Source organism: Sphingobacterium sp. GW821-FHT03E03, assembly GCF_059420745.1.
Genome location: NZ_JBWKUH010000001.1, coordinates 177,438 through 194,868, shown reverse-complemented (window position 1 = coordinate 194,868; position 17,431 = coordinate 177,438). Strand labels below are relative to the sequence as shown.

The 17,431-nt window shown below is 35.3% G+C and carries 15 protein-coding genes; 3 read left to right on the top strand and 12 right to left on the bottom strand.

Annotated features, from left to right (window positions below):
• Positions 1–111 precede the first annotated feature (111 nt).
• Positions 112–594: a very short patch repair endonuclease gene (locus AC07UV_RS00750; protein ID WP_495182352.1), complete on the bottom strand. Its 483-nt coding sequence runs from the start codon at positions 592–594 to the stop codon at positions 112–114.
• Between the two features lie 94 nt (positions 595–688).
• Positions 689–1,174, bottom strand: a complete 486-nt coding sequence (locus AC07UV_RS00745; RefSeq protein WP_495182351.1) for a hypothetical protein — start codon at positions 1,172–1,174, stop codon at positions 689–691.
• Between the two features lie 133 nt (positions 1,175–1,307).
• Between AC07UV_RS00745 and AC07UV_RS00740 the strand changes: the two genes are divergently transcribed.
• On the top strand, positions 1,308–2,729 hold the full coding sequence (locus AC07UV_RS00740) for a DNA cytosine methyltransferase (protein WP_495182350.1): 1,422 nt from the start codon (positions 1,308–1,310) through the stop codon (positions 2,727–2,729).
• 28 nt (positions 2,730–2,757) lie between these two features.
• Here the strand turns inward: AC07UV_RS00740 and AC07UV_RS00735 are convergent, their stop codons facing one another.
• The 5 genes from AC07UV_RS00735 to AC07UV_RS00715 form a co-directional block, all read right to left on the bottom strand.
• Positions 2,758–3,522 carry a PmeII family type II restriction endonuclease gene (locus AC07UV_RS00735; RefSeq protein WP_495182349.1) on the bottom strand — a complete coding sequence of 255 codons (765 nt, stop codon included), beginning with the start codon at positions 3,520–3,522 and terminating at the stop codon, positions 2,758–2,760.
• A gap of 96 nt (positions 3,523–3,618) precedes the next feature.
• Positions 3,619–5,817 (bottom strand): nSTAND3 domain-containing NTPase, encoded by a 2,199-nt coding sequence (locus tag AC07UV_RS00730; RefSeq protein WP_495182348.1) that lies wholly within the window; start codon positions 5,815–5,817, stop codon positions 3,619–3,621.
• A 96-nt stretch (positions 5,818–5,913) separates the two neighbouring features.
• On the bottom strand, positions 5,914–6,594 hold the full coding sequence (locus AC07UV_RS00725; protein WP_495182347.1) for a hypothetical protein: 681 nt from the start codon (positions 6,592–6,594) through the stop codon (positions 5,914–5,916).
• A 231-nt stretch (positions 6,595–6,825) separates the two neighbouring features.
• Complete coding sequence (locus AC07UV_RS00720; RefSeq protein ID WP_495182346.1) at positions 6,826–7,806, bottom strand: hypothetical protein; 981 nt, start codon at positions 7,804–7,806, stop codon at positions 6,826–6,828.
• Positions 7,806–8,396 (bottom strand): hypothetical protein, encoded by a 591-nt coding sequence (locus AC07UV_RS00715; RefSeq protein ID WP_495182345.1) that lies wholly within the window; start codon positions 8,394–8,396, stop codon positions 7,806–7,808. Before AC07UV_RS00715 ends, AC07UV_RS00720 begins: the two co-directional genes overlap by 1 nt.
• A 56-nt stretch (positions 8,397–8,452) precedes the next feature.
• Here AC07UV_RS00715 and AC07UV_RS00710 point away from each other — a divergent pair, with 56 nt between their 5' ends.
• Positions 8,453–8,995 (top strand): alpha-ketoglutarate-dependent dioxygenase AlkB, encoded by a 543-nt coding sequence (locus tag AC07UV_RS00710; protein WP_495182344.1) that lies wholly within the window; start codon positions 8,453–8,455, stop codon positions 8,993–8,995.
• 12 nt (positions 8,996–9,007) lie between these two features.
• Here the strand turns inward: AC07UV_RS00710 and AC07UV_RS00705 are convergent, their stop codons facing one another.
• The 5 genes from AC07UV_RS00705 to AC07UV_RS00685 form a co-directional block, all read right to left on the bottom strand.
• Positions 9,008–11,248, bottom strand: a complete 2,241-nt coding sequence (locus AC07UV_RS00705) for a Z1 domain-containing protein (RefSeq protein ID WP_495182343.1) — start codon at positions 11,246–11,248, stop codon at positions 9,008–9,010.
• A 5-nt stretch (positions 11,249–11,253) separates the two neighbouring features.
• On the bottom strand, positions 11,254–12,789 hold the full coding sequence (locus tag AC07UV_RS00700) for an ATP-binding protein (protein WP_495182342.1): 1,536 nt from the start codon (positions 12,787–12,789) through the stop codon (positions 11,254–11,256).
• Positions 12,790–12,798: 9 nt separating this feature from the next.
• The gene (locus AC07UV_RS00695; protein ID WP_495182341.1) at positions 12,799–14,130 is read right to left on the bottom strand and encodes a DNA cytosine methyltransferase; all 1,332 of its coding nucleotides are present in this window, start codon (positions 14,128–14,130) and stop codon (positions 12,799–12,801) included.
• A 124-nt stretch (positions 14,131–14,254) separates the two neighbouring features.
• Positions 14,255–15,505, bottom strand: coding sequence for a restriction endonuclease (locus AC07UV_RS00690; protein ID WP_495182340.1), 1,251 nt, complete (start codon positions 15,503–15,505; stop codon positions 14,255–14,257).
• Positions 15,505–16,092, bottom strand: a complete 588-nt coding sequence (locus tag AC07UV_RS00685) for a hypothetical protein (RefSeq protein WP_495182339.1) — start codon at positions 16,090–16,092, stop codon at positions 15,505–15,507. The genes AC07UV_RS00690 and AC07UV_RS00685 overlap by 1 nt, the downstream gene beginning before the upstream one ends.
• A 961-nt stretch (positions 16,093–17,053) precedes the next feature.
• Here AC07UV_RS00685 and AC07UV_RS00680 point away from each other — a divergent pair.
• Complete coding sequence (locus tag AC07UV_RS00680; RefSeq protein ID WP_495182338.1) at positions 17,054–17,428, top strand: hypothetical protein; 375 nt, start codon at positions 17,054–17,056, stop codon at positions 17,426–17,428.
• The last annotated feature ends 3 nt before the right edge of the window (positions 17,429–17,431 follow it).

Genomic DNA, 17,431 nt, shown 5'->3' with positions numbered 1-17,431 from the left:
ATATTGTGCCATGCTCTTACGGAGACGAGGTAATCAAAGTGGTAGGATTCTGTCTCAATATATATTGGTCATTACGCTTGCATAGGGAGAACGTGCCTAAATCATGCGAAACTATTTCCATAGCCTTCTAGTTTCAAGAAATAGTTCGATTTGATTCAATACTTTAGGAAGATTCTTAAGAATGTCCTGTGTCCAGAACCTAAATACTACGTAGTCCATATCGCGCAGGGCTTTATTGACACGGATATCCTTTTGCATATTGCGTTCAATTTTTGGGATCCAAAAGAGGCGGTTGGACTTGATCGTATCGCGTTTGTTTTGCCAGTCGAATCCGTGCCAGAATTCGCCATCGACGAATACCGCAAGCTTGTATTTTTTGATCACGATGTCAGGAGTGCCGGGGAGGGATTTGTCGTGCAGGCGGAAACGGATATTTTTTGACCATAATGCCCTTCGCAGGACTAATTCAGGTTTAGAATTACGGCTCCTGATCTTGGACATCATGCGGCTTCGTTTGGGGCTGGTATAGAAACCCGCAGCTTCCTCAAAGCGTGGGACATGGATCCGGTTGTTTTCGTCGTCGTAATTTGCCATTATTCAAATTTAAAGATAATGGCTGATACCCCCATTACCATAGACATCGAAACTTCGATGTCTATGGTGGGACATTCCGGGGGATTTGTTTGTTTTAATAATTTCGATTTTTCAATACGTATTTTTTGAAATCACCGATGGCCGAATAATACATCGGTATGAAAACAGCCGTTGGAACCGACAGCGCTAAAGCAAATAATAAGTATGGATTGACGTTAATATAAAATCTCAGGTTCCAAATGCCAGCTCCTAAGATTATAGAAGCTCCAAGACATATTCCCGATAAAAGCCACGCTACTTTTAACACTTTTGGAAATCCGTTAACAGGTTGTACTTTCCGTTCTACCTTTTTGAAGATTTTTTTCGAGATAAAAGGCAACACAGTGCTGAGAAAAGTGAGAAGGCCGATAATCACGTTAACTTCATTTAAAAAAGAAAGGAGTTCTGGGGGTAAAATGTGTGCGATCATATTTTTAGAATTTATTATTCTAAATTTATTAGTTTTTATTGATAAAAAAAATAGTATTTTTAAAATATTATTTGTTCGTCCTGGCAAATCAACTCGTACGGCCTGTACCATGGATAGGCAATGAGTTTTAAAATAAAATTATTTTGTTCATTATTAGAGCACTAAGGATATGCGTAAGAATTTCATTAGTTTTTAAGGTATCCTTTGGTATATTTGGTATATAAAATCAGTTTCGCAAAAGAACATGAGTGACGTTAAGTTTTTATCGGTAGAGGCAGCTGCAGAAGCATTGGAATTTTCCCCTCAATATGTCCGTAAGCTTCTTCGTGAAGAGAAGTTGGTCGGAGATCGGGTAGGGAAGACCTGGGTAATAGCAAAAGAAATCATTGATAATTTTGACCGGACCAGCCATTTAAAAGCCAATTCGGATTTTGACCGGGTATCTACGGTCGTCAGGAAAAAGGATAAGCCCATTGTGCTATCATTTTTCTCAGGAGCCATGGGCTTGGATCTTGGACTGGAAAAAGCCGGGTTTCAGACGCTGTTGGCCTGTGAGATCGATAAAGCCGGGCGCAAGACAATTATCCGCAACAATCCAAATATTGGCCTGATCGGCGATATCCGCAATTATACTTCTCAGGATGTATTGCGGCAAGCTGGGTTGGCACTAGGTGCAGAAGTGGACGTAATAGCGGGAGGGCCACCTTGTCAAGCTTTTAGTACAGCTGGAAAGCGTAATGGTTTTCAGGATGAGCGTGGCAACGTTTTTTTAAAATACCTAGAAATCATAGAGGAGGTCAAACCGCGGTATGCAGTGATCGAAAATGTGCGTGGATTGCTATCGACCAAGCTGATCATTGATATCGAGGACGAAATTACAAGGGAGTTTACCGAAGAACTAAAAGACACGCCGGGGTCAGCCTTATACTACATCAAGCTAAGGCTTGAGGCTGCGGGATATGCCGTATCGTTCAACCTCTATAACTCAGCCAATTTCGGCTCGCCCCAGATTCGGGAGCGGGTTGTCCTGATCTGCTCGAGGGATGGGTTTGCACTGCCTCATTTGTCGCCAACCCATAGTGAGCATGGCGAGCACGGGCTTAAGAAATGGAACACATTTAAAAAAGCTGTTAAGGGCATTTCCGAAGAATGCGATTACATTCCATTCCCGGAGAAGCGGCTTAAATATTATCGCATGTTGACAGCTGGGCAAAACTGGCGCAATCTCCCTGCCGAGATACAGCCCGAAGCTATGGGCAAATCCTTTTATTTGGGAGGTGGCAAGACAGGCTTTTACCGTCGTATTGCATGGGACCGTCCAGCACCCACATTGGTTACCCATCCTGCCATGCCGGCTACAGATCTGGGGCATCCCGAGGAAAACAGGCCGCTTTCTATACAGGAATATAAGCGTGTGCAGGAGTTCCCGGACAGTTGGGTGATCGAAGGTTCGATGTTGGATAAGTACAGGCAGATCGGCAATGCAGTGCCTGTGAGCTTGGGTAAGGCTGTTGGCGATTGCTTGATGAATGCGCTTAAGGACCGTAAGGCTAACAGTATTCAGGACTTTAAGTTTTCACGCTATACCAATACGTCGGAGAGCGCTTGGACCAAAGAATTTATCCGTGCACAACAGCGGTATGTACAAAAGGAATTGATATTTTAGACAGTCTTATAAAACACAAAAGCAGGAATTAGTTTCCTGCTTTTGTGTTTACGGTACCTGAATTAAATTCGACCAGTTTTCCCCAATCGATCTGTCCGGAGTCATTCGTGAATGAATTTAAAAATTCTTTTTCGAGTTTGTTCTTCAGGTTATCGTATGCAAGTTTATATGCCTGATTATTTGTATCTGCTTCATGTCCCAGTGGCTCGATGATCTTTTTATACAGTTCACTGTCTCCCGAGATCAATTCCCAAAACCGCTGTCCACACAGTTTGTGATAATTTCCATTTTGTTTATATTCAGACCGCTGATAACTTTTTCCATAGCAGCATCCATTTACAAATACAGTCTCTACTTTGGCTCCCGACGTTGCCAGGCGTTTCCTTGCCGAGTTGAAATGGTCGATCATCTTTTTGATCTGCGAGTCATTACCCCAGTTTGGGCCAGATTTGATCGTGACCATATAGCGTTTATTGTCTTTTTCAAATTCCAGATCGATACCTTCTACTCCGGCCTTGCGACCATTGTATACCAATTGGTTGATATAGATAGCTAGTTGCTCTAGCCAATTGCCAAAAATCCCTTCCTCACTGGATGATATATAAGCGGATAAGATCCCGTCGATGATTTCTGATGCCGTTGTTACATTTTTGGCCTTGAACATATAGGGGTTCTTAGCCTTCAACACGTCTTTAAGCTTGATATTCTCTACTTTGGACAATCGCTTCGCATGGAAGTCACCAATATTCTGTTCGACAAATTCGATTACGTCTTTAATGTTGAGAGGAGTCATAGTGCAAATATAATAGATTTTTTATTGGTTAAAACGATTCTAATATTTGGTTTTGTCTATAATAATTCACTTTTATAGCAACAGAATACATCTTTATTAATCATCTTTCGCCATTTGCTCTCTGATATGGTTGTCGATAGATATATCGTACCAATCTTGGTCGAATTCGCTTAAGTCAACGTTGATAAAAAAATTCATTGATTGCAATCTCCTTAATAAACCCTCTATATCACCTTTTTTATCTTCAGCTTCATGCTCGTGAGATATGAAATCTATAAGCCAAGAGATTTCGTTGTCGATATGTTCACTGAACAATTGTTCGAAATGATGTGTAAGACGTTTTTTGTCATAATCCTCAAAGTTAATATCAAATGTTACTTGTAGTTCTTCAAGAAGCTCTATAGCAAGTATGAGATCACGTTCACTTAAGATCATATCATTAACAATTTCAGACGTTCTTTCTCTTAGTGCGACTTGGATTCTATAATTACTATGAACTTTACCTAAGAATAGCTTAAATTTTCTAGAAAGAGAATAATCTTCATGAAGACTCTTCCAATCGGCAACCATATTAATAATATCGATCAAAACCTTTTCTCTTTTTCGGCTATCAGGAGCAAATTTCTCAATTATCGTAGCGAGGTCTATCAAGTCGTGATCTACATTATTATTCCTAATAAAACTCCTTGGATTCAGGAGCATTTCGTCAATAATAGGTGTAGGGATCGAGATAGAATGGCTGATAGCCCACAAAAGAAATTGATTGGAAAGCTGGCTAACAAATTGCACAGAACCCATCATTCTCTTTAATTCATGGGGATCAGTTTTGAGAAATTTTTCAATAAAATCTTTAAGAGAATGATTATGAAAATCAACCTTGTTTCTCTTAATATGAACCAGCCCATTTTCCAATCTCGCAAGAGCTGTATGGAAGGGGTTGCCGGGGTAATTAGCAGGTGGATTTAGGTCTAATCTCTTGTTAAATGCTCTTTCCAGAATCGCCAAATCTACTGGCTCGTCAAAAGTTATTAAGGTATTCAATAGAATTCGCTCATAATCTTCAATTTGTTTACGGTATGCATGTCCCCAAATTTCTTCGGGATCGTTAAAACTTTCTTTTATAAAATTTCTGTAATCATTTGGGTTTTTCGCTACTATCCTATCTGGATCTGTAATAAATTCTACTGATCTCGGATTGAAGCTGTTATGTTTTGTAATAAAATCTACTATTTCAATTTCCCTTAAAACCTCTTTTAATTCCTCATCTATATTAGCTTCATTTATATGATTATCGAAAAGTTTTTCTTTCAGAGTATGATCATATTCTTCCAGGTTGAATACGGTCTGTTCAGTTTTGAATTTAGATCTAGCTAATTTTTCTGAATCGTCAATAGCAGAATTTAAAATATGCTTACGAGTAGTAAATATTAATCTTTTGTTGGAATATCGAATAACGCGCCTAACTACACTCAATAACGATGTTTCACTACCTTGGGCCTTGTTCATCTCTGCCTTATTGCTTCCGAGGAAATCGTCAAAATAGATAATTTGCTTAGATTTATCAGGTCTTAAGAAGTTTTCAACTTCATTTATATCGTGATTGACATGTAAAAGTTCATAATCTTCCTTGAGGTATCCATATATGAGCATCTCAGCAACTGTAGATTTGCCAACTCCAGGTTCTCCAGTAATTATTACAAAAGAATTTTCTTCTAATGCAGTTCGAGCTTTTGACAACATAGGTGTCTCTACATAAAGCCGCAATCTACGTGTTAGTTCGTTCTCAATAAAATCGACAGTTCTGTAATACATTCCAGAATCGAGCACTTTCTTCAAAATAGTTGTCTCGGAAAACCAAAGCTTAAAATTTATCGAAAGCACTTCTGGATAAGTTTCCAGTAATCTGTTTAAATCTTTTTTTCCATAAACATCATTTAACGACTGAATATAAGGATTAAAGAGGGTTTTAATTGTTCGGATTTGACTAACAGATAGATCGACAGAAGTGACCAAAATGTATTTGTTTGGGTTTAAAACTTTAACTTTTTTAAATTCTACATTTTCTAATGTACTTTTCAAACCTGCGAATCCCGTTCGGTAATAATGTTTTGCCTGTCCTATATGGTTGAATTCCTTTCTTGGTGTTGAATATAGAAAGTCAATGCCTAAATCTCTTCCATCCTTAAATGTTTTATATTTAATTTGACTGTTCGGTGGGACACTTGCATTCAGCAAATCACACGCTAATTTTTCAAAATCGGAACTGCTAAGTGTTGAGAAATCATATTCTGCCATGTATTTTAATTTATTATTTGGGGCTACAGATCTCTATTGTTTTTTCATCCATATTAAAAAAACAAGACTTAAAACAAGATATTGTAGCGACTTGAATTAGTTCGTTTTATATTTTAAGGATTCTTCTTCTAACTTGATCAGATCATCATATTTTTTATAAATTTCGAATTTTGTGTTATGTAGATCGCCCAATACCTCCCAAAAACGTTCAGGCTGTTCGTCTTCCCATTCCGGAGGAACAGTTTGTCGCCCATTGTTATGAGGAAACGTATATCTAGCAATTTGTGTAGTAAAGTTATCTATCAATACAAATAGTTTTGTTCGAATTTTTTCAAGAACAGGATGTGAGAATTCAAAATCTGATTTTCGGCATTTATCTTCAAAATAATCTAGATTATCTAAATTGTTGTTATCAAAACTGAACCCTGCAAAGTTATTTCTTCTGAGAAAGTCGATTGTTCCAGTCTGAGGTAGCAGATCATTTCTAATTTTATTAAAGATCGACCGATCTAGCTGTATTGTTTCATCATCATAATGAAAGCTCGTTTTATGTAATAAAAATTTTATACATTTGGATAACAAAACTAAAATCATCGCAACAGTTACACACCACAGCTTAATTTCCAGATTCCAAAAAATTTTCCAAGCTGTTACAAAATGTACTTTATTAAACCAGTCCCATAGGGATGAAGCTATCAGTCCTAAAAGTGTAACGATACCCGTTGAAATTAATTTGCTCCAGACGGGATCAGCCCATATTTTTTTTAGATTTTTCATTAACTCTTCTTTATTAGGTTATTTATCGTAATGGCAATCCAATTATAGAAATAATTTATCTATTGTATAAAGAAACTAACTATTGATGTCGAAGGTATTTCTGAATGTTGCATTTGATCTTCGACAACCCAGATTAGGCTGTTGAATTAATGAGTTCCGCGTTATTCTATCAATCGAAGCGATGAGATTCTCCAGCAATAGATATAATTAGTATACGTTTTTCATTAAGTATTATTCTTCGAAGACTTTAGGAAAATGATTATGTTTATCCAACCGATCTGACAAAATATTAAACTTATCAGCTAATCTCTTGTGATTTTCTAGGGTACGATAAAACCCTTTAAAACTTTCTAAATGCCGTTCGTAAGATGCAATTAGGTCTTCCTCAGTTTTTATCACAAAGAATCCATCATTATTTGAACCAAGACGATTATTTTTTTTTAACGGAGTAATTATCCAACTTCTTATATTATTATCAGATAATTCCTTACTACTAATACCTACTTGCCTAATTTGATCAATTATAGAGTCTGCTTTAATCGGTTTTGAACTTGTGTGGTTTTCAGACTCAAGTAAATCGTATACAAGATTCCGTAAATATGCTAAATCCCGAAAATAGCCAGTTGCAAATTTATCTTGATTTCCCTTGCCGACTACTCCGACTAAATTTTTTTTAACTAATTCGCTCTCATTTTCATTTATTTTCAAACCGAGATCCTTTAAACTATTTATATCATTAGAAAATGTATAAATAAGCCCATTTTCTAGGAGAATTTTTGTAGTTTCTATCCAAGGGTTGTCATAACGAGATGCATCAGAAAATTTATCGAATTTCAATGATAACAAAACATTATTTACAGTTAGATCTAACATTTTATTTACCAAACTTTGATCCGTATAACTTTTAATAGTTTTTATTTTCCGTTTTAAATTAGAATAAAGTTGATCTTCAAGATTATCTAAAGCATTAAGGAATTCAGTATCATCAATATCATCCAATCTCTCTAGAATGATTGCTTCGCAACTCCAATAAACCGAGTCCGTAAAATGAAAATTTTTGTCCTCATCAAAATTGTCCCCAGTCAAATTGACGCAAGTAGTAATCAAATCATCAACATGTTGATTAAAATTTTTGACATACCCCTTCGGTCTGTAATTCTCAGTTAGAGACAATTGATGAACTGAAGATTCTATTTCTTGAATTGTAGTCATTATGCAGCCTTTCTTAATCGGATTATTTGATTAGGGATTGATTGGACTTGGAGATTAGAATGATAGAACTGATATTGACTTCTATAATTATGATTTTCATCAATTTCCTCAAAATCACATACAAAATTAATTGACAACTCCCCTGAATCTAATAATTGTCTATAATACTTCTGAAAGTTACGATATTTGGACCACAAATTTGTCGAGGATCCAATAATAATCAATGTTCCTTCTGGAATCAACAAATTGTACGCTATTTCTAAGAATTTTTTTGTTTCATAAATTCCACGAAAACCGATTCCGTATGGATTACATACTATAACGTGCTCAAATGTACGGCTACCCAAAGAATGATTGTTATAATCACAACTCGCATCTAAAAAGTGACAGTTCTGGACTTCATAATCATGTGGAAAGTCCATAAAATGATTAATATTAGGGATATTTATGTCAGTTGTATAACACGAAGGAAATTCGCGTTTTCCAAAATAACTTTTTCCAGCACAAAATTCTATATTAGAAATTGTAGGATCTTGTTGAATATTTTGATGGTGCAACAAATCGTTGCCATTTATATCTTGGATAGGCATTTCTTTTCTTTAATTCAATAATAATAGCTAACATTACAATTATACAAAAAAAACTTATGATTTCATTATCTTCAAAAGATATATTCATCACGAAATTGAATGGGAACTCGTGCCAAGAATTATTTCAACGTATAAAAAGAGATACGGTTTGGGATGATTCAATGAAATCGAGAAAGACAGCTTCCTATGGAGTCCCATATAATTACAATAACATTACGTATAATACTCGAGAATTTCCTAGATATATTCGCGATATAATATTTGAATTAGAAAAAGTTACTGGGTACATACCAAATAATTGCCTAATAAATTACTATTATAAAAATGATTCTTCTATGGGGTATCATTCTGATAATATCGAAATATTAGAAAAAGGTACAGGTATCACAATCATATCACTCGGGCATAAACGAATAATGAGATTTAGAAATATAAAAACTAGAGATATATTTGACGTCATATTAAATAGTGGTGATATCCTCCATATGTCTCGAGAATTTCAAACAAGATGGCAGCATTCTATACTTTCTATTCAAGATGACGAATCTGTTAACCAACGTATAAGCCTTACTTTTAGAAAGATTAAATCATTTACATAATATAGATAAAAACTAGAAAGATTGGTTTTTTATAATGTCTTTTCCAATATGTTCAGGAATCCATACTGCTATTGTAGGCACTCTATTTAAAACAGTATCCCTAAGATTTAGTAGATGAATTTGGATAGTTAATATATTATTTAGTTTGATATCTGCATCGCCAGGATAAATTACTTCTCCTGTTTTTGGATTTCGCCCTTGAAATAATTGTTGTACTTTATCATTAGCAAGCCGACGAGTTCTACCGTCCCAATTGTTAATAGATTGTGTACTCATTAAATAAATTAGGCAATCTTCATTTTCATTTTCTTGAATATAGTTTTTCAGAATACCACGAAGACTAGAATAGCTAGTTGAGTCACTTTCTCTGGTGAAGCGTAGTTTATTTAACAAGTTTTCTAAGCAGTTCTTAATAGTGGTTGTAGCGACCATATGTTTTTGATCTTCTGTTCTTCTTTGATGCCCTTGATCAGGAAAAAATAATGATATGTTACTTTCTAAAAATGAAAATAAAAATCGTCTATTTTCCTCTATAAGACTTTCAGAGTCGTGAGGTGCATTTATTCTAAACCAATCATCACCAAATGTATCCCTTTGTAATCTATCATAAATAACGTTAGAGCGTGTTAAATTAAGCATTTGATTAAGAACTGCCTCTCTGTCCCAACTATCTAAATGTTTATTATTTAAATCGAACTCCAATAATCTATTTCTAACATCTTCTTCATGTTCGATGATCGAGTTATAAGCATCAATTGTGACTTGGTCGAGGTAAACGCGACAAAATCCAAGATAACTTTTTTTGTAACCAAAAAATCTTGCTCGTTGTTGTATAGTATCGACGTTCCCTGTACCTATATTTCTTGGCATATAAGTTATTGTCAGTCCCTCGACTGTAAAACCTCTATCTACCGATTGGCCGCCTACTAAAATCCATGCATAAGAATCATTCCAAGGGATTTGTGGGGTTTGTCCATTTCGTGAATTTACTTCAACTGGACGAGTATACTTAATAGCATGAACCAAATCAACTCCCGATAAAATTTCAAATGCCTGCAAATTTGGAACGGTTTGTTTTAACTCTTGATAAGAGACTTTAAATTCCTTTAATAAGTCTTTCTTCTCTTCATCGTCTTTACCAGACAATATCCTTTCCCAGCTGCCGCGTATATTATTGATCCAATGCATAAAATCACTGTGGTCACCTTGTAATCTAGATGGGTGTACTAGCATTGTTCTATTCTTTTGATCACAATTTAGCTCTCCGGCGACAACACCTAAAAAAAATATCCTTAATGCGCTTTTTAAGCTTTCGGGGATTTCGATTAATGGATGATCATTGGTAGAGATTTCATGTGCTGGTATTTCAATAATTAAATTCGAATTATTGAGAAAAAAATCAGTTCCACCTGTATATTCCGCTCCTGGGGTTAAAAGTCTAATAAAATTAGGTGAAAGCCTATCCATGATATTAATAAATAGATTGGCTTGAGGAGTTGCTGTGTATTGGAGAAATGTATGGTTAGAAAAAACTGAACGTAATGTCGTTATCCTGTTATAGATGGTTGATACCTGACTCTCAGTCAAATTAGATGGAGAGATTCCATTTCTAGATGCTGCTCGCGCTTTTGTATTCAAACTTGCTTGATCACCTTCATCATCAATAATAAGTGCCGGTGCATTTCCTAATTCAAGTCCCTGTAAAAGCGTTATTAAATTGAACAAATGGGAAGCCTGTTTCATTACTGTTATTAACAATGTTCTACGTTTATGACTGGGAAACGTAGGATCCGCCCATTGTGCTAAACAAGTTTCGATAGTATCAAAATCTTCTTTCCTTTGGCAATTTTGTAGTAAAGTCCATTTTTTATCATGGCGAGAATTTAATCTTAAATCGTTTGTCAAGCGATTCGCAGACTGATTAACTAAATTCGTCGAGACTCCAGCTATTATAATAACCATTTGATAATCGTTATCTCGGGCCAAGGCAGTTAAAGTTGTAAAGGAAAGAGTTTTACCACTTTGCACATAACCAATTACAATACCTGATTCGTTATTAGTTGACTTTTTCGGGTCGCCACATAACTGCATAATACGGTATGTCTCGTCTTGTATACGTTTACCACTTTCATTAAGCAAGCCCTTATCATCGATAAAGCCTTTGCTAGCTAGTAATTCTTTGGTTTCTTCCCCTATTATTGGTTGCCAATTCCCACAATAATTGTTTTCATTTGCTTGTGAAATTCTTGCCATGAATCTTAGTTTGATAATTTTGAGATTAATTGATTAAAGTTCCTACGAACTTCACTTTGATGTTTATAACAATCTTTTGCTATAATTTCTGATAATCCAAATGCAGCTGCAATACGAAGTATTGGTTCGATCTTATTAGTGTCAGCACCAACAAAATCAATCATAAAAGGGTGTGTTAGAGAAAGCCTTATTCCGATTTGCCTTATTGAATTATTCCCATTATTTTCTTTTATAAAATTGTCTCCGATTTCTATTAACTCGACTAATGAAGGGTCATACGATAATTCGATAGTGATCTTCCAATCTGCTCTATTGAATCGTATGTCAAATTCACGATGTAAAGTTTGTCTAGTTTCTGTTAAGTCTTTTTTATCTATTATATCAGAGGTTAAAGTATCACTAATTATTTCTTCAATAGCTTGTGGAGCTTTTTTTTCAAAATCGTTTACAGTATCATTGAGTACTTTGGAAGCAACTTTATATTCTTGTTCGGTCGCTCTTACTCTATACTGTTCAGCTTGCGTTAAAAGTGGAAATTCTTTAGAGCTTATATCATCTTTTAGGAGACGTAAAAATATATCCAAATTTTCATCCCATTGTATACCTTTCTTGGTAAAATTCACATTAAATCCTTCTAAATGTAGCTCACCAAAAACTCTTTGGAAACGATAGCTGTTGGGAGCTCCGAAAATAAAATCAGGTCTAAATCCTTGATCGAAACTCCCTTCTATCACGCGCCCTCTGCGAAAAAGTGCAAAGCCAGCTTCTGAAGTAGATGCTTTTTCACGAATTGCTACGAATCCATTTACGCTTAATCCTGTCTCAATTTCGAAATTGATATTTTTACGCCATAGAATTGACTCCCCGGATTGATCACTGTATTTTGGAACATTCAAGATCTTGGGGTCTGTAAAAATTAGTTCCTCACCATTAAGAGTTAGTTTTAATATCTTCTTACGAGTAAACTCTCTATAAATACTACGCAGATGATCTTTTACTTTAGCAATTCCCTTACGCCTCGGAATTCTATTGACATTATAGAGTTCGACAATGGTATAATGGTGATTTATTTCGCATGATTTAACATCGACAACTAATTCCTCTAATTTATCTTCAAAAATCTTCCGCATGTCAAACTCAACCTTTTTAACATTATCTTCTCCTAAAGCAGTCGTTGTAACACACCAATTGTCTGCAAACCAACAAGCTGCAGACTTCATGCCCATGCCAAATTCGGATAGACCCGAGTTATCTGGAGGTACTTCCGCAGCTCTAAATGCCCTTGGGAAATCGGCTTTCCCAATCCCACCAGCATTATCTCGAATGGTGATTTTATTCTCAGACTCGTTTATTTCAACTTTGACTTCCAATTGGTAATTTTTGCCATCAAGATCCTTGATTTTTTTTTCATTTTTCAAATAGCTATCTATGGCATTATCTATAAATTCAGCCAACGCAAACCAAATCTCATATTCAATATGTTTTAGCACGGATAACATTGTTACCTGTGGCCTAATATTTACCTTGTCTTGTTGGCTCATAGTCTAATATTAAGTGAAATTAATTTGATTGGTTTTTTCTAAACAATAATCTAAATTTAGAGGTTCTATTAGAAGTTCCGCAGCTATATATTTTACTATTTTCGAATTGACTGCATTTCCCAATGCTTTAAAAGCAGCATTATCGTTTTCTGGTAATTTCAGACCTGTTAGTGATTGTAATTCTAACCCTTCTTCTCTTGTTATATAGCGATTTTGCCAACCAATTATTGGAATTTGTGTATTTGTACAAACAAGAGAGGGAAAAAAATCTGCTTTTTTGACTCTAATTCCAGAAGCTCTAAATTGCAAAATATAGTTGTTAATTTTCCTTTCAGAATTACCAACATTCCATTCTAATTTTTGCCAACTTTGTGAAGGTAAGCTTGCTATATTATCTACAGATGTTTGAATGAATTCTTTATATTTAGCATAAAATTCTCTGTTCCGGCGGATAAAACGTTGTTTCCAATCTGGGAATTTATCTTCAACTCTTGCGTAGCTTGGTAAATTTGCTAATTGTTGCGTTTTAGATAATCCTTTTAAGGGAATACCAAAATTTCCTTTATACTTGCCTAATTCTTCTTCTGAAAGTAAATGTGGATATGTTTCTTCAAAAGGGTAGTCTGCCCCAAATTCCATTCCCCATATGGGACAACCAAGCAATTCTGCATTTTTTGGTAAGCTATCAATTAGATTCTGCCAGAACTTTATGCAATTTTGATTAGCTTCCGGTAAAAGTTTTGCTTTAATTGGGCTCTTTTGAATAAAATCATTTAGGTTTACAATATTTTTCTTGTTATTATCAATATTTTTAAAGTCAAAATGGGAAAGTGCATTTTCTCCTAATGCACCTACAATAAAAATACGTTGCCTGTGCTGCGGTATTCCAAAGTCATGAGGGGAGTAATCTTTATGGTCAACAACATAACCTAACTTATCGAATTCTATTTTCATTGCCTTCCATGTTTCCTCATTATTATGTTTGGCGATGAAACGAACGTTTTCTAAAATAAAATATCTTGGCCTTTTTGCTTCTAAGATCTTAATTATTTCATCAAATAAAGTTCCCCTATCATCATCTCGACCAAGTTGCTTTCCTGCTTTTGAAAATGGCTGACAAGGAAAACCAGCGCACAAAATATCATGATCTGGAATTTCATTCAGTCTGTCTTTAACTATTTTTTTAATATCCCCTTGTATATTAACATTTTCACCCCAATTTATTTTGTACATTTCTCTCAAAATAGGATCAAGTTCACTTGCAAATACGCATTCGTGACCTAATTCATGTAGTGCTTTATGAAAACCACCTATTCCCGCAAACAAATCTATAAACTTCATCTTCTACTAACTTTAGCTAAATACAATACTAGCCCATCTATATATTAAAATAAAACTCTCTCACTTAAAATTTATTATTAAATACCTTCTTCGACAATGTAAGAAGGAGTTTGATGACTTACCACTATAATTCATCGATAATAGAGCTATAGTGTAATGTTTTTAAATTGGTTTTTGCCCACTCATCCTCAATTGCTACGATGTCTGCAAGTGATTTCCGTGTTTTATTCATATAGTTTAATAGTAATTCTGACACCTTTTTTCCATTTATTAAAATTATAGGTAATTGATCGTCTTTTATTTCTTGTTGTGCTTGTTGAGTAAATGTCCCTAAAGTTACAACCACACCAATATAACCTCTTGTCATTCTAGATGCTACCCTCGTTAACTTCTCGCCGGAGACTGAACCTTTATAACGCTTTGACTGTCCTAGCACAATGATTGAATTACTAGAAAATGAATCATGACCGAGATCAAGCCTTCCAACAAAATCTACACCCCTATCTCCAGTCCCCACAGTTATCCATCCTCTGTCATAAGTATAATTATCAAAATACAACTTCGTTACAAAAGAAGCTAATGCTTCAAATCTAATTCCATCCTTTTTATCTGGATAAAACTTATTAAGCAGGTCATCAATAATCTTTTGGTTCTTTAAAGGCATTGCCCTTTGGTCCATCTCACTGACTAATCTATACGATCTAATTTTAAGTTGAATTTGGTCACTAATTTCGTTTCCATAATTTATCCATCTCAACCATTGCTCAGGAGCTTTTTTATTCGCATTTAATTCATCTAGTTCTGGGTCTCTTCGATCATCTATCCAACTCCAATCAAATTCGTCTTGTGGAGATAACGATAATAAAGTTACTTCAAATTGGTAATTTGAGAAAACTTTGTTATTACCTTTCTCGTATTGTTGCACTAATCTCGGACTTGTACATATCAACCCATACCCAAGAAATTCCCTAAACCCTGTTTTCCCATTAATTTTTACCGTTCGAGTAACAATTATCGGAGGAGCTTTCATCCTTTCGTGTTTATTAGAGCTAAAGTATAATTCTATTAAGTCCAATACTTTTTTATTTCCTCTTGGCTCGTGAGCTTTAAGTTTAGCATTTTTATTATCACCATTATATATTACCCTGCCATCTTTTTGAAAACTCAAATCACGCCATGGAGTTTGATCTTGATCTTCTTTATGAGGATTTATATGAAAAATTATTACCGGAGTACGATCGTTGGCTTTTTTAAAAAATTCTATTCCTTTTGCTATGTTTAACGATTTTTCATGCCTACCTCTTGTTAACTCCATCCAATTTATATAATCCTTTGATTTTTCAGTAGAAAATATCTGGTTTAACCTAATCTTCATTAACCTATCCCTTTCTTAGCTTTCTCTAAAAGTTCAAATGGGACTTCTTGAACCATTTCATAAATAGCCTCTCTATGTTTTTCTCCTTTTTCGTCTATCCAATACTTTGAAGTTTTTGTATTGTTAACGAGTCCTTTCAATATTCCTTTATTCCAGTCTATTGCTTTTTCAAGATTGAGAGGAGGAGGTAGTTTAGAAATAACATCGGAATTGGTAAATTGATGACCAATCTTAAAATCTTTAATCACAATTACAACATAGCTCGCTTTGTTTTTGGTTCCTTTCGCACCTACTTTATTGCCTGCATTCGCTTTACTTTCAAGCAATGTCTTTGTTGATTCCGGGAGTTTTTCATATTCAGGAAACGTTGTCTCGTCCTTCTTAAACACGCAATACTCAATACCGTATACTACTAATGGGTAGCTTTCTGCCAGTTCCAAAGTAATTGTCCTTTTTTCAGATTCTACCTTTGAATACACTAAGCCTTTCTCCTTAAGCAATTGATCAATATCATCCTCAGAGAGGTTAAAATGCAACCTAAATTCCTTAGCTTTCTTCCTAAATTTACCTTCGTTGGAATTCTCCATAAAATTTAATAAAATAGAATTCGATTAATTTGTCTATTTCTAATTATTTATATATCTTTGTTTTGTATTTATAGCGACACTGAGTGTAGGAGCGATCCAACACTAACGATGTCGACTCGTTCTAAATCCGCCAGATTGCCACGAGTTGTCCGAGTGATCGCCTATTGCTGGAATTGTTTATATTAGCACAATATTCCAGTATGGCGTTCCTCGTTAACTTTTGTGGCGACCTTTGAATCTTCGGATGAGAAGGAGGTTTCTGGCGGAACCATGAACTTAAGTTACGAGGCGCCAACTGGTTTATTTAGCCGCACTTTTTTCTTAAGTTTTCCGGGTCGAATCGTTTTATAACCACAATTAGATTATGATAAAACGAAAAGTAAAAGCCCTTCAGAAAACCACAGGATACCTCCAGGAGGTAAGCCATCGGTTTGAACACACTATTCCCATAAAGAACGCAATCCGCGCACCCGAATAGTTTATTAAATTATTAAAAACCGAAATAGGAGAGGGCTGCTATCGCCAATTTTTGATGTGCCGATAGGATATAATAAGTACTCTCTTGTCCGAGGTTTTCCGATCTGTTTGTATACAACATTCCCGAGTGATCAGGTTAATAATAAATTTAATTGCTCTATTCAAGCGTGAACAACTTAAAATTAGCATTTAATATTTATTGTTCCAAATAAATAAAGGAATTTTTGTATAGTTTTTCTATAATATACAGGTCGGTTTTTTATCTTTCCCGACAGGAAGCGCCATAATGTCCCCCTAATCAATGCTTTGTAATCGTTTTGAGGTGCTTTTCGGGATTTTGTTAATTCTTAATTTGTGACACCTGCAAGGACTGTGAATTCCCTGCAATGACACCTCTTTGGAATGCGAAAAATCGCAAATGGGGGATGCTATGCTCTTTACAATAGATGGAGCAAGGCTCAAGTCATCTTTATGAACCTTAAAAATGAATCAAAAATATTCAAATGTGCTCGCCCTCGAGCTAGCCATATACCAAGTACACGATCAGGGATATAATCCCTTAGATAAGATCGCCGATTTTTGGGAAAAATACGATATCAATACCATCCAGAATACGATCAATACCATATTGAAACACGCGCCTGCGTATAAGAAAAGTGGCAACATCGTGCAGCTCTGCCATAAGCAGATATTCGCTGTTGATCTGATGCGGTTGTTGATCGCATACTTTCATGTGCATACGGACCATATTGACATCAGTCAGCTGGATATATCCGGTGCTGAAACCACGCAGAGTAGTCTGGATGAGCTAGAGATCACCAAGCGGATCCATGAATTCTTTGGTAGAATAGTAGACTGATCT

Coding starts and splice junctions, on each gene's coding strand:
- AC07UV_RS00750 (WP_495182352.1), bottom strand. CDS start 594: ATGGCAAATTACGACGACGAAAACAACCGGATCCATGTCCCACGCTTT.
- AC07UV_RS00745 (WP_495182351.1), bottom strand. CDS start 1,174: ATGGTACAGGCCGTACGAGTTGATTTGCCAGGACGAACAAATAATATT.
- AC07UV_RS00740 (WP_495182350.1), top strand. CDS start 1,308: ATGAGTGACGTTAAGTTTTTATCGGTAGAGGCAGCTGCAGAAGCATTG.
- AC07UV_RS00735 (WP_495182349.1), bottom strand. CDS start 3,522: ATGACTCCTCTCAACATTAAAGACGTAATCGAATTTGTCGAACAGAAT.
- AC07UV_RS00730 (WP_495182348.1), bottom strand. CDS start 5,817: ATGGCAGAATATGATTTCTCAACACTTAGCAGTTCCGATTTTGAAAAA.
- AC07UV_RS00725 (WP_495182347.1), bottom strand. CDS start 6,594: ATGAAAAATCTAAAAAAAATATGGGCTGATCCCGTCTGGAGCAAATTA.
- AC07UV_RS00720 (WP_495182346.1), bottom strand. CDS start 7,806: ATGACTACAATTCAAGAAATAGAATCTTCAGTTCATCAATTGTCTCTA.
- AC07UV_RS00715 (WP_495182345.1), bottom strand. CDS start 8,396: ATGCCTATCCAAGATATAAATGGCAACGATTTGTTGCACCATCAAAAT.
- AC07UV_RS00710 (WP_495182344.1), top strand. CDS start 8,453: ATGATTTCATTATCTTCAAAAGATATATTCATCACGAAATTGAATGGG.
- AC07UV_RS00705 (WP_495182343.1), bottom strand. CDS start 11,248: ATGGCAAGAATTTCACAAGCAAATGAAAACAATTATTGTGGGAATTGG.
- AC07UV_RS00700 (WP_495182342.1), bottom strand. CDS start 12,789: ATGAGCCAACAAGACAAGGTAAATATTAGGCCACAGGTAACAATGTTA.
- AC07UV_RS00695 (WP_495182341.1), bottom strand. CDS start 14,130: ATGAAGTTTATAGATTTGTTTGCGGGAATAGGTGGTTTTCATAAAGCA.
- AC07UV_RS00690 (WP_495182340.1), bottom strand. CDS start 15,505: ATGAAGATTAGGTTAAACCAGATATTTTCTACTGAAAAATCAAAGGAT.
- AC07UV_RS00685 (WP_495182339.1), bottom strand. CDS start 16,092: ATGGAGAATTCCAACGAAGGTAAATTTAGGAAGAAAGCTAAGGAATTT.
- AC07UV_RS00680 (WP_495182338.1), top strand. CDS start 17,054: ATGAATCAAAAATATTCAAATGTGCTCGCCCTCGAGCTAGCCATATAC.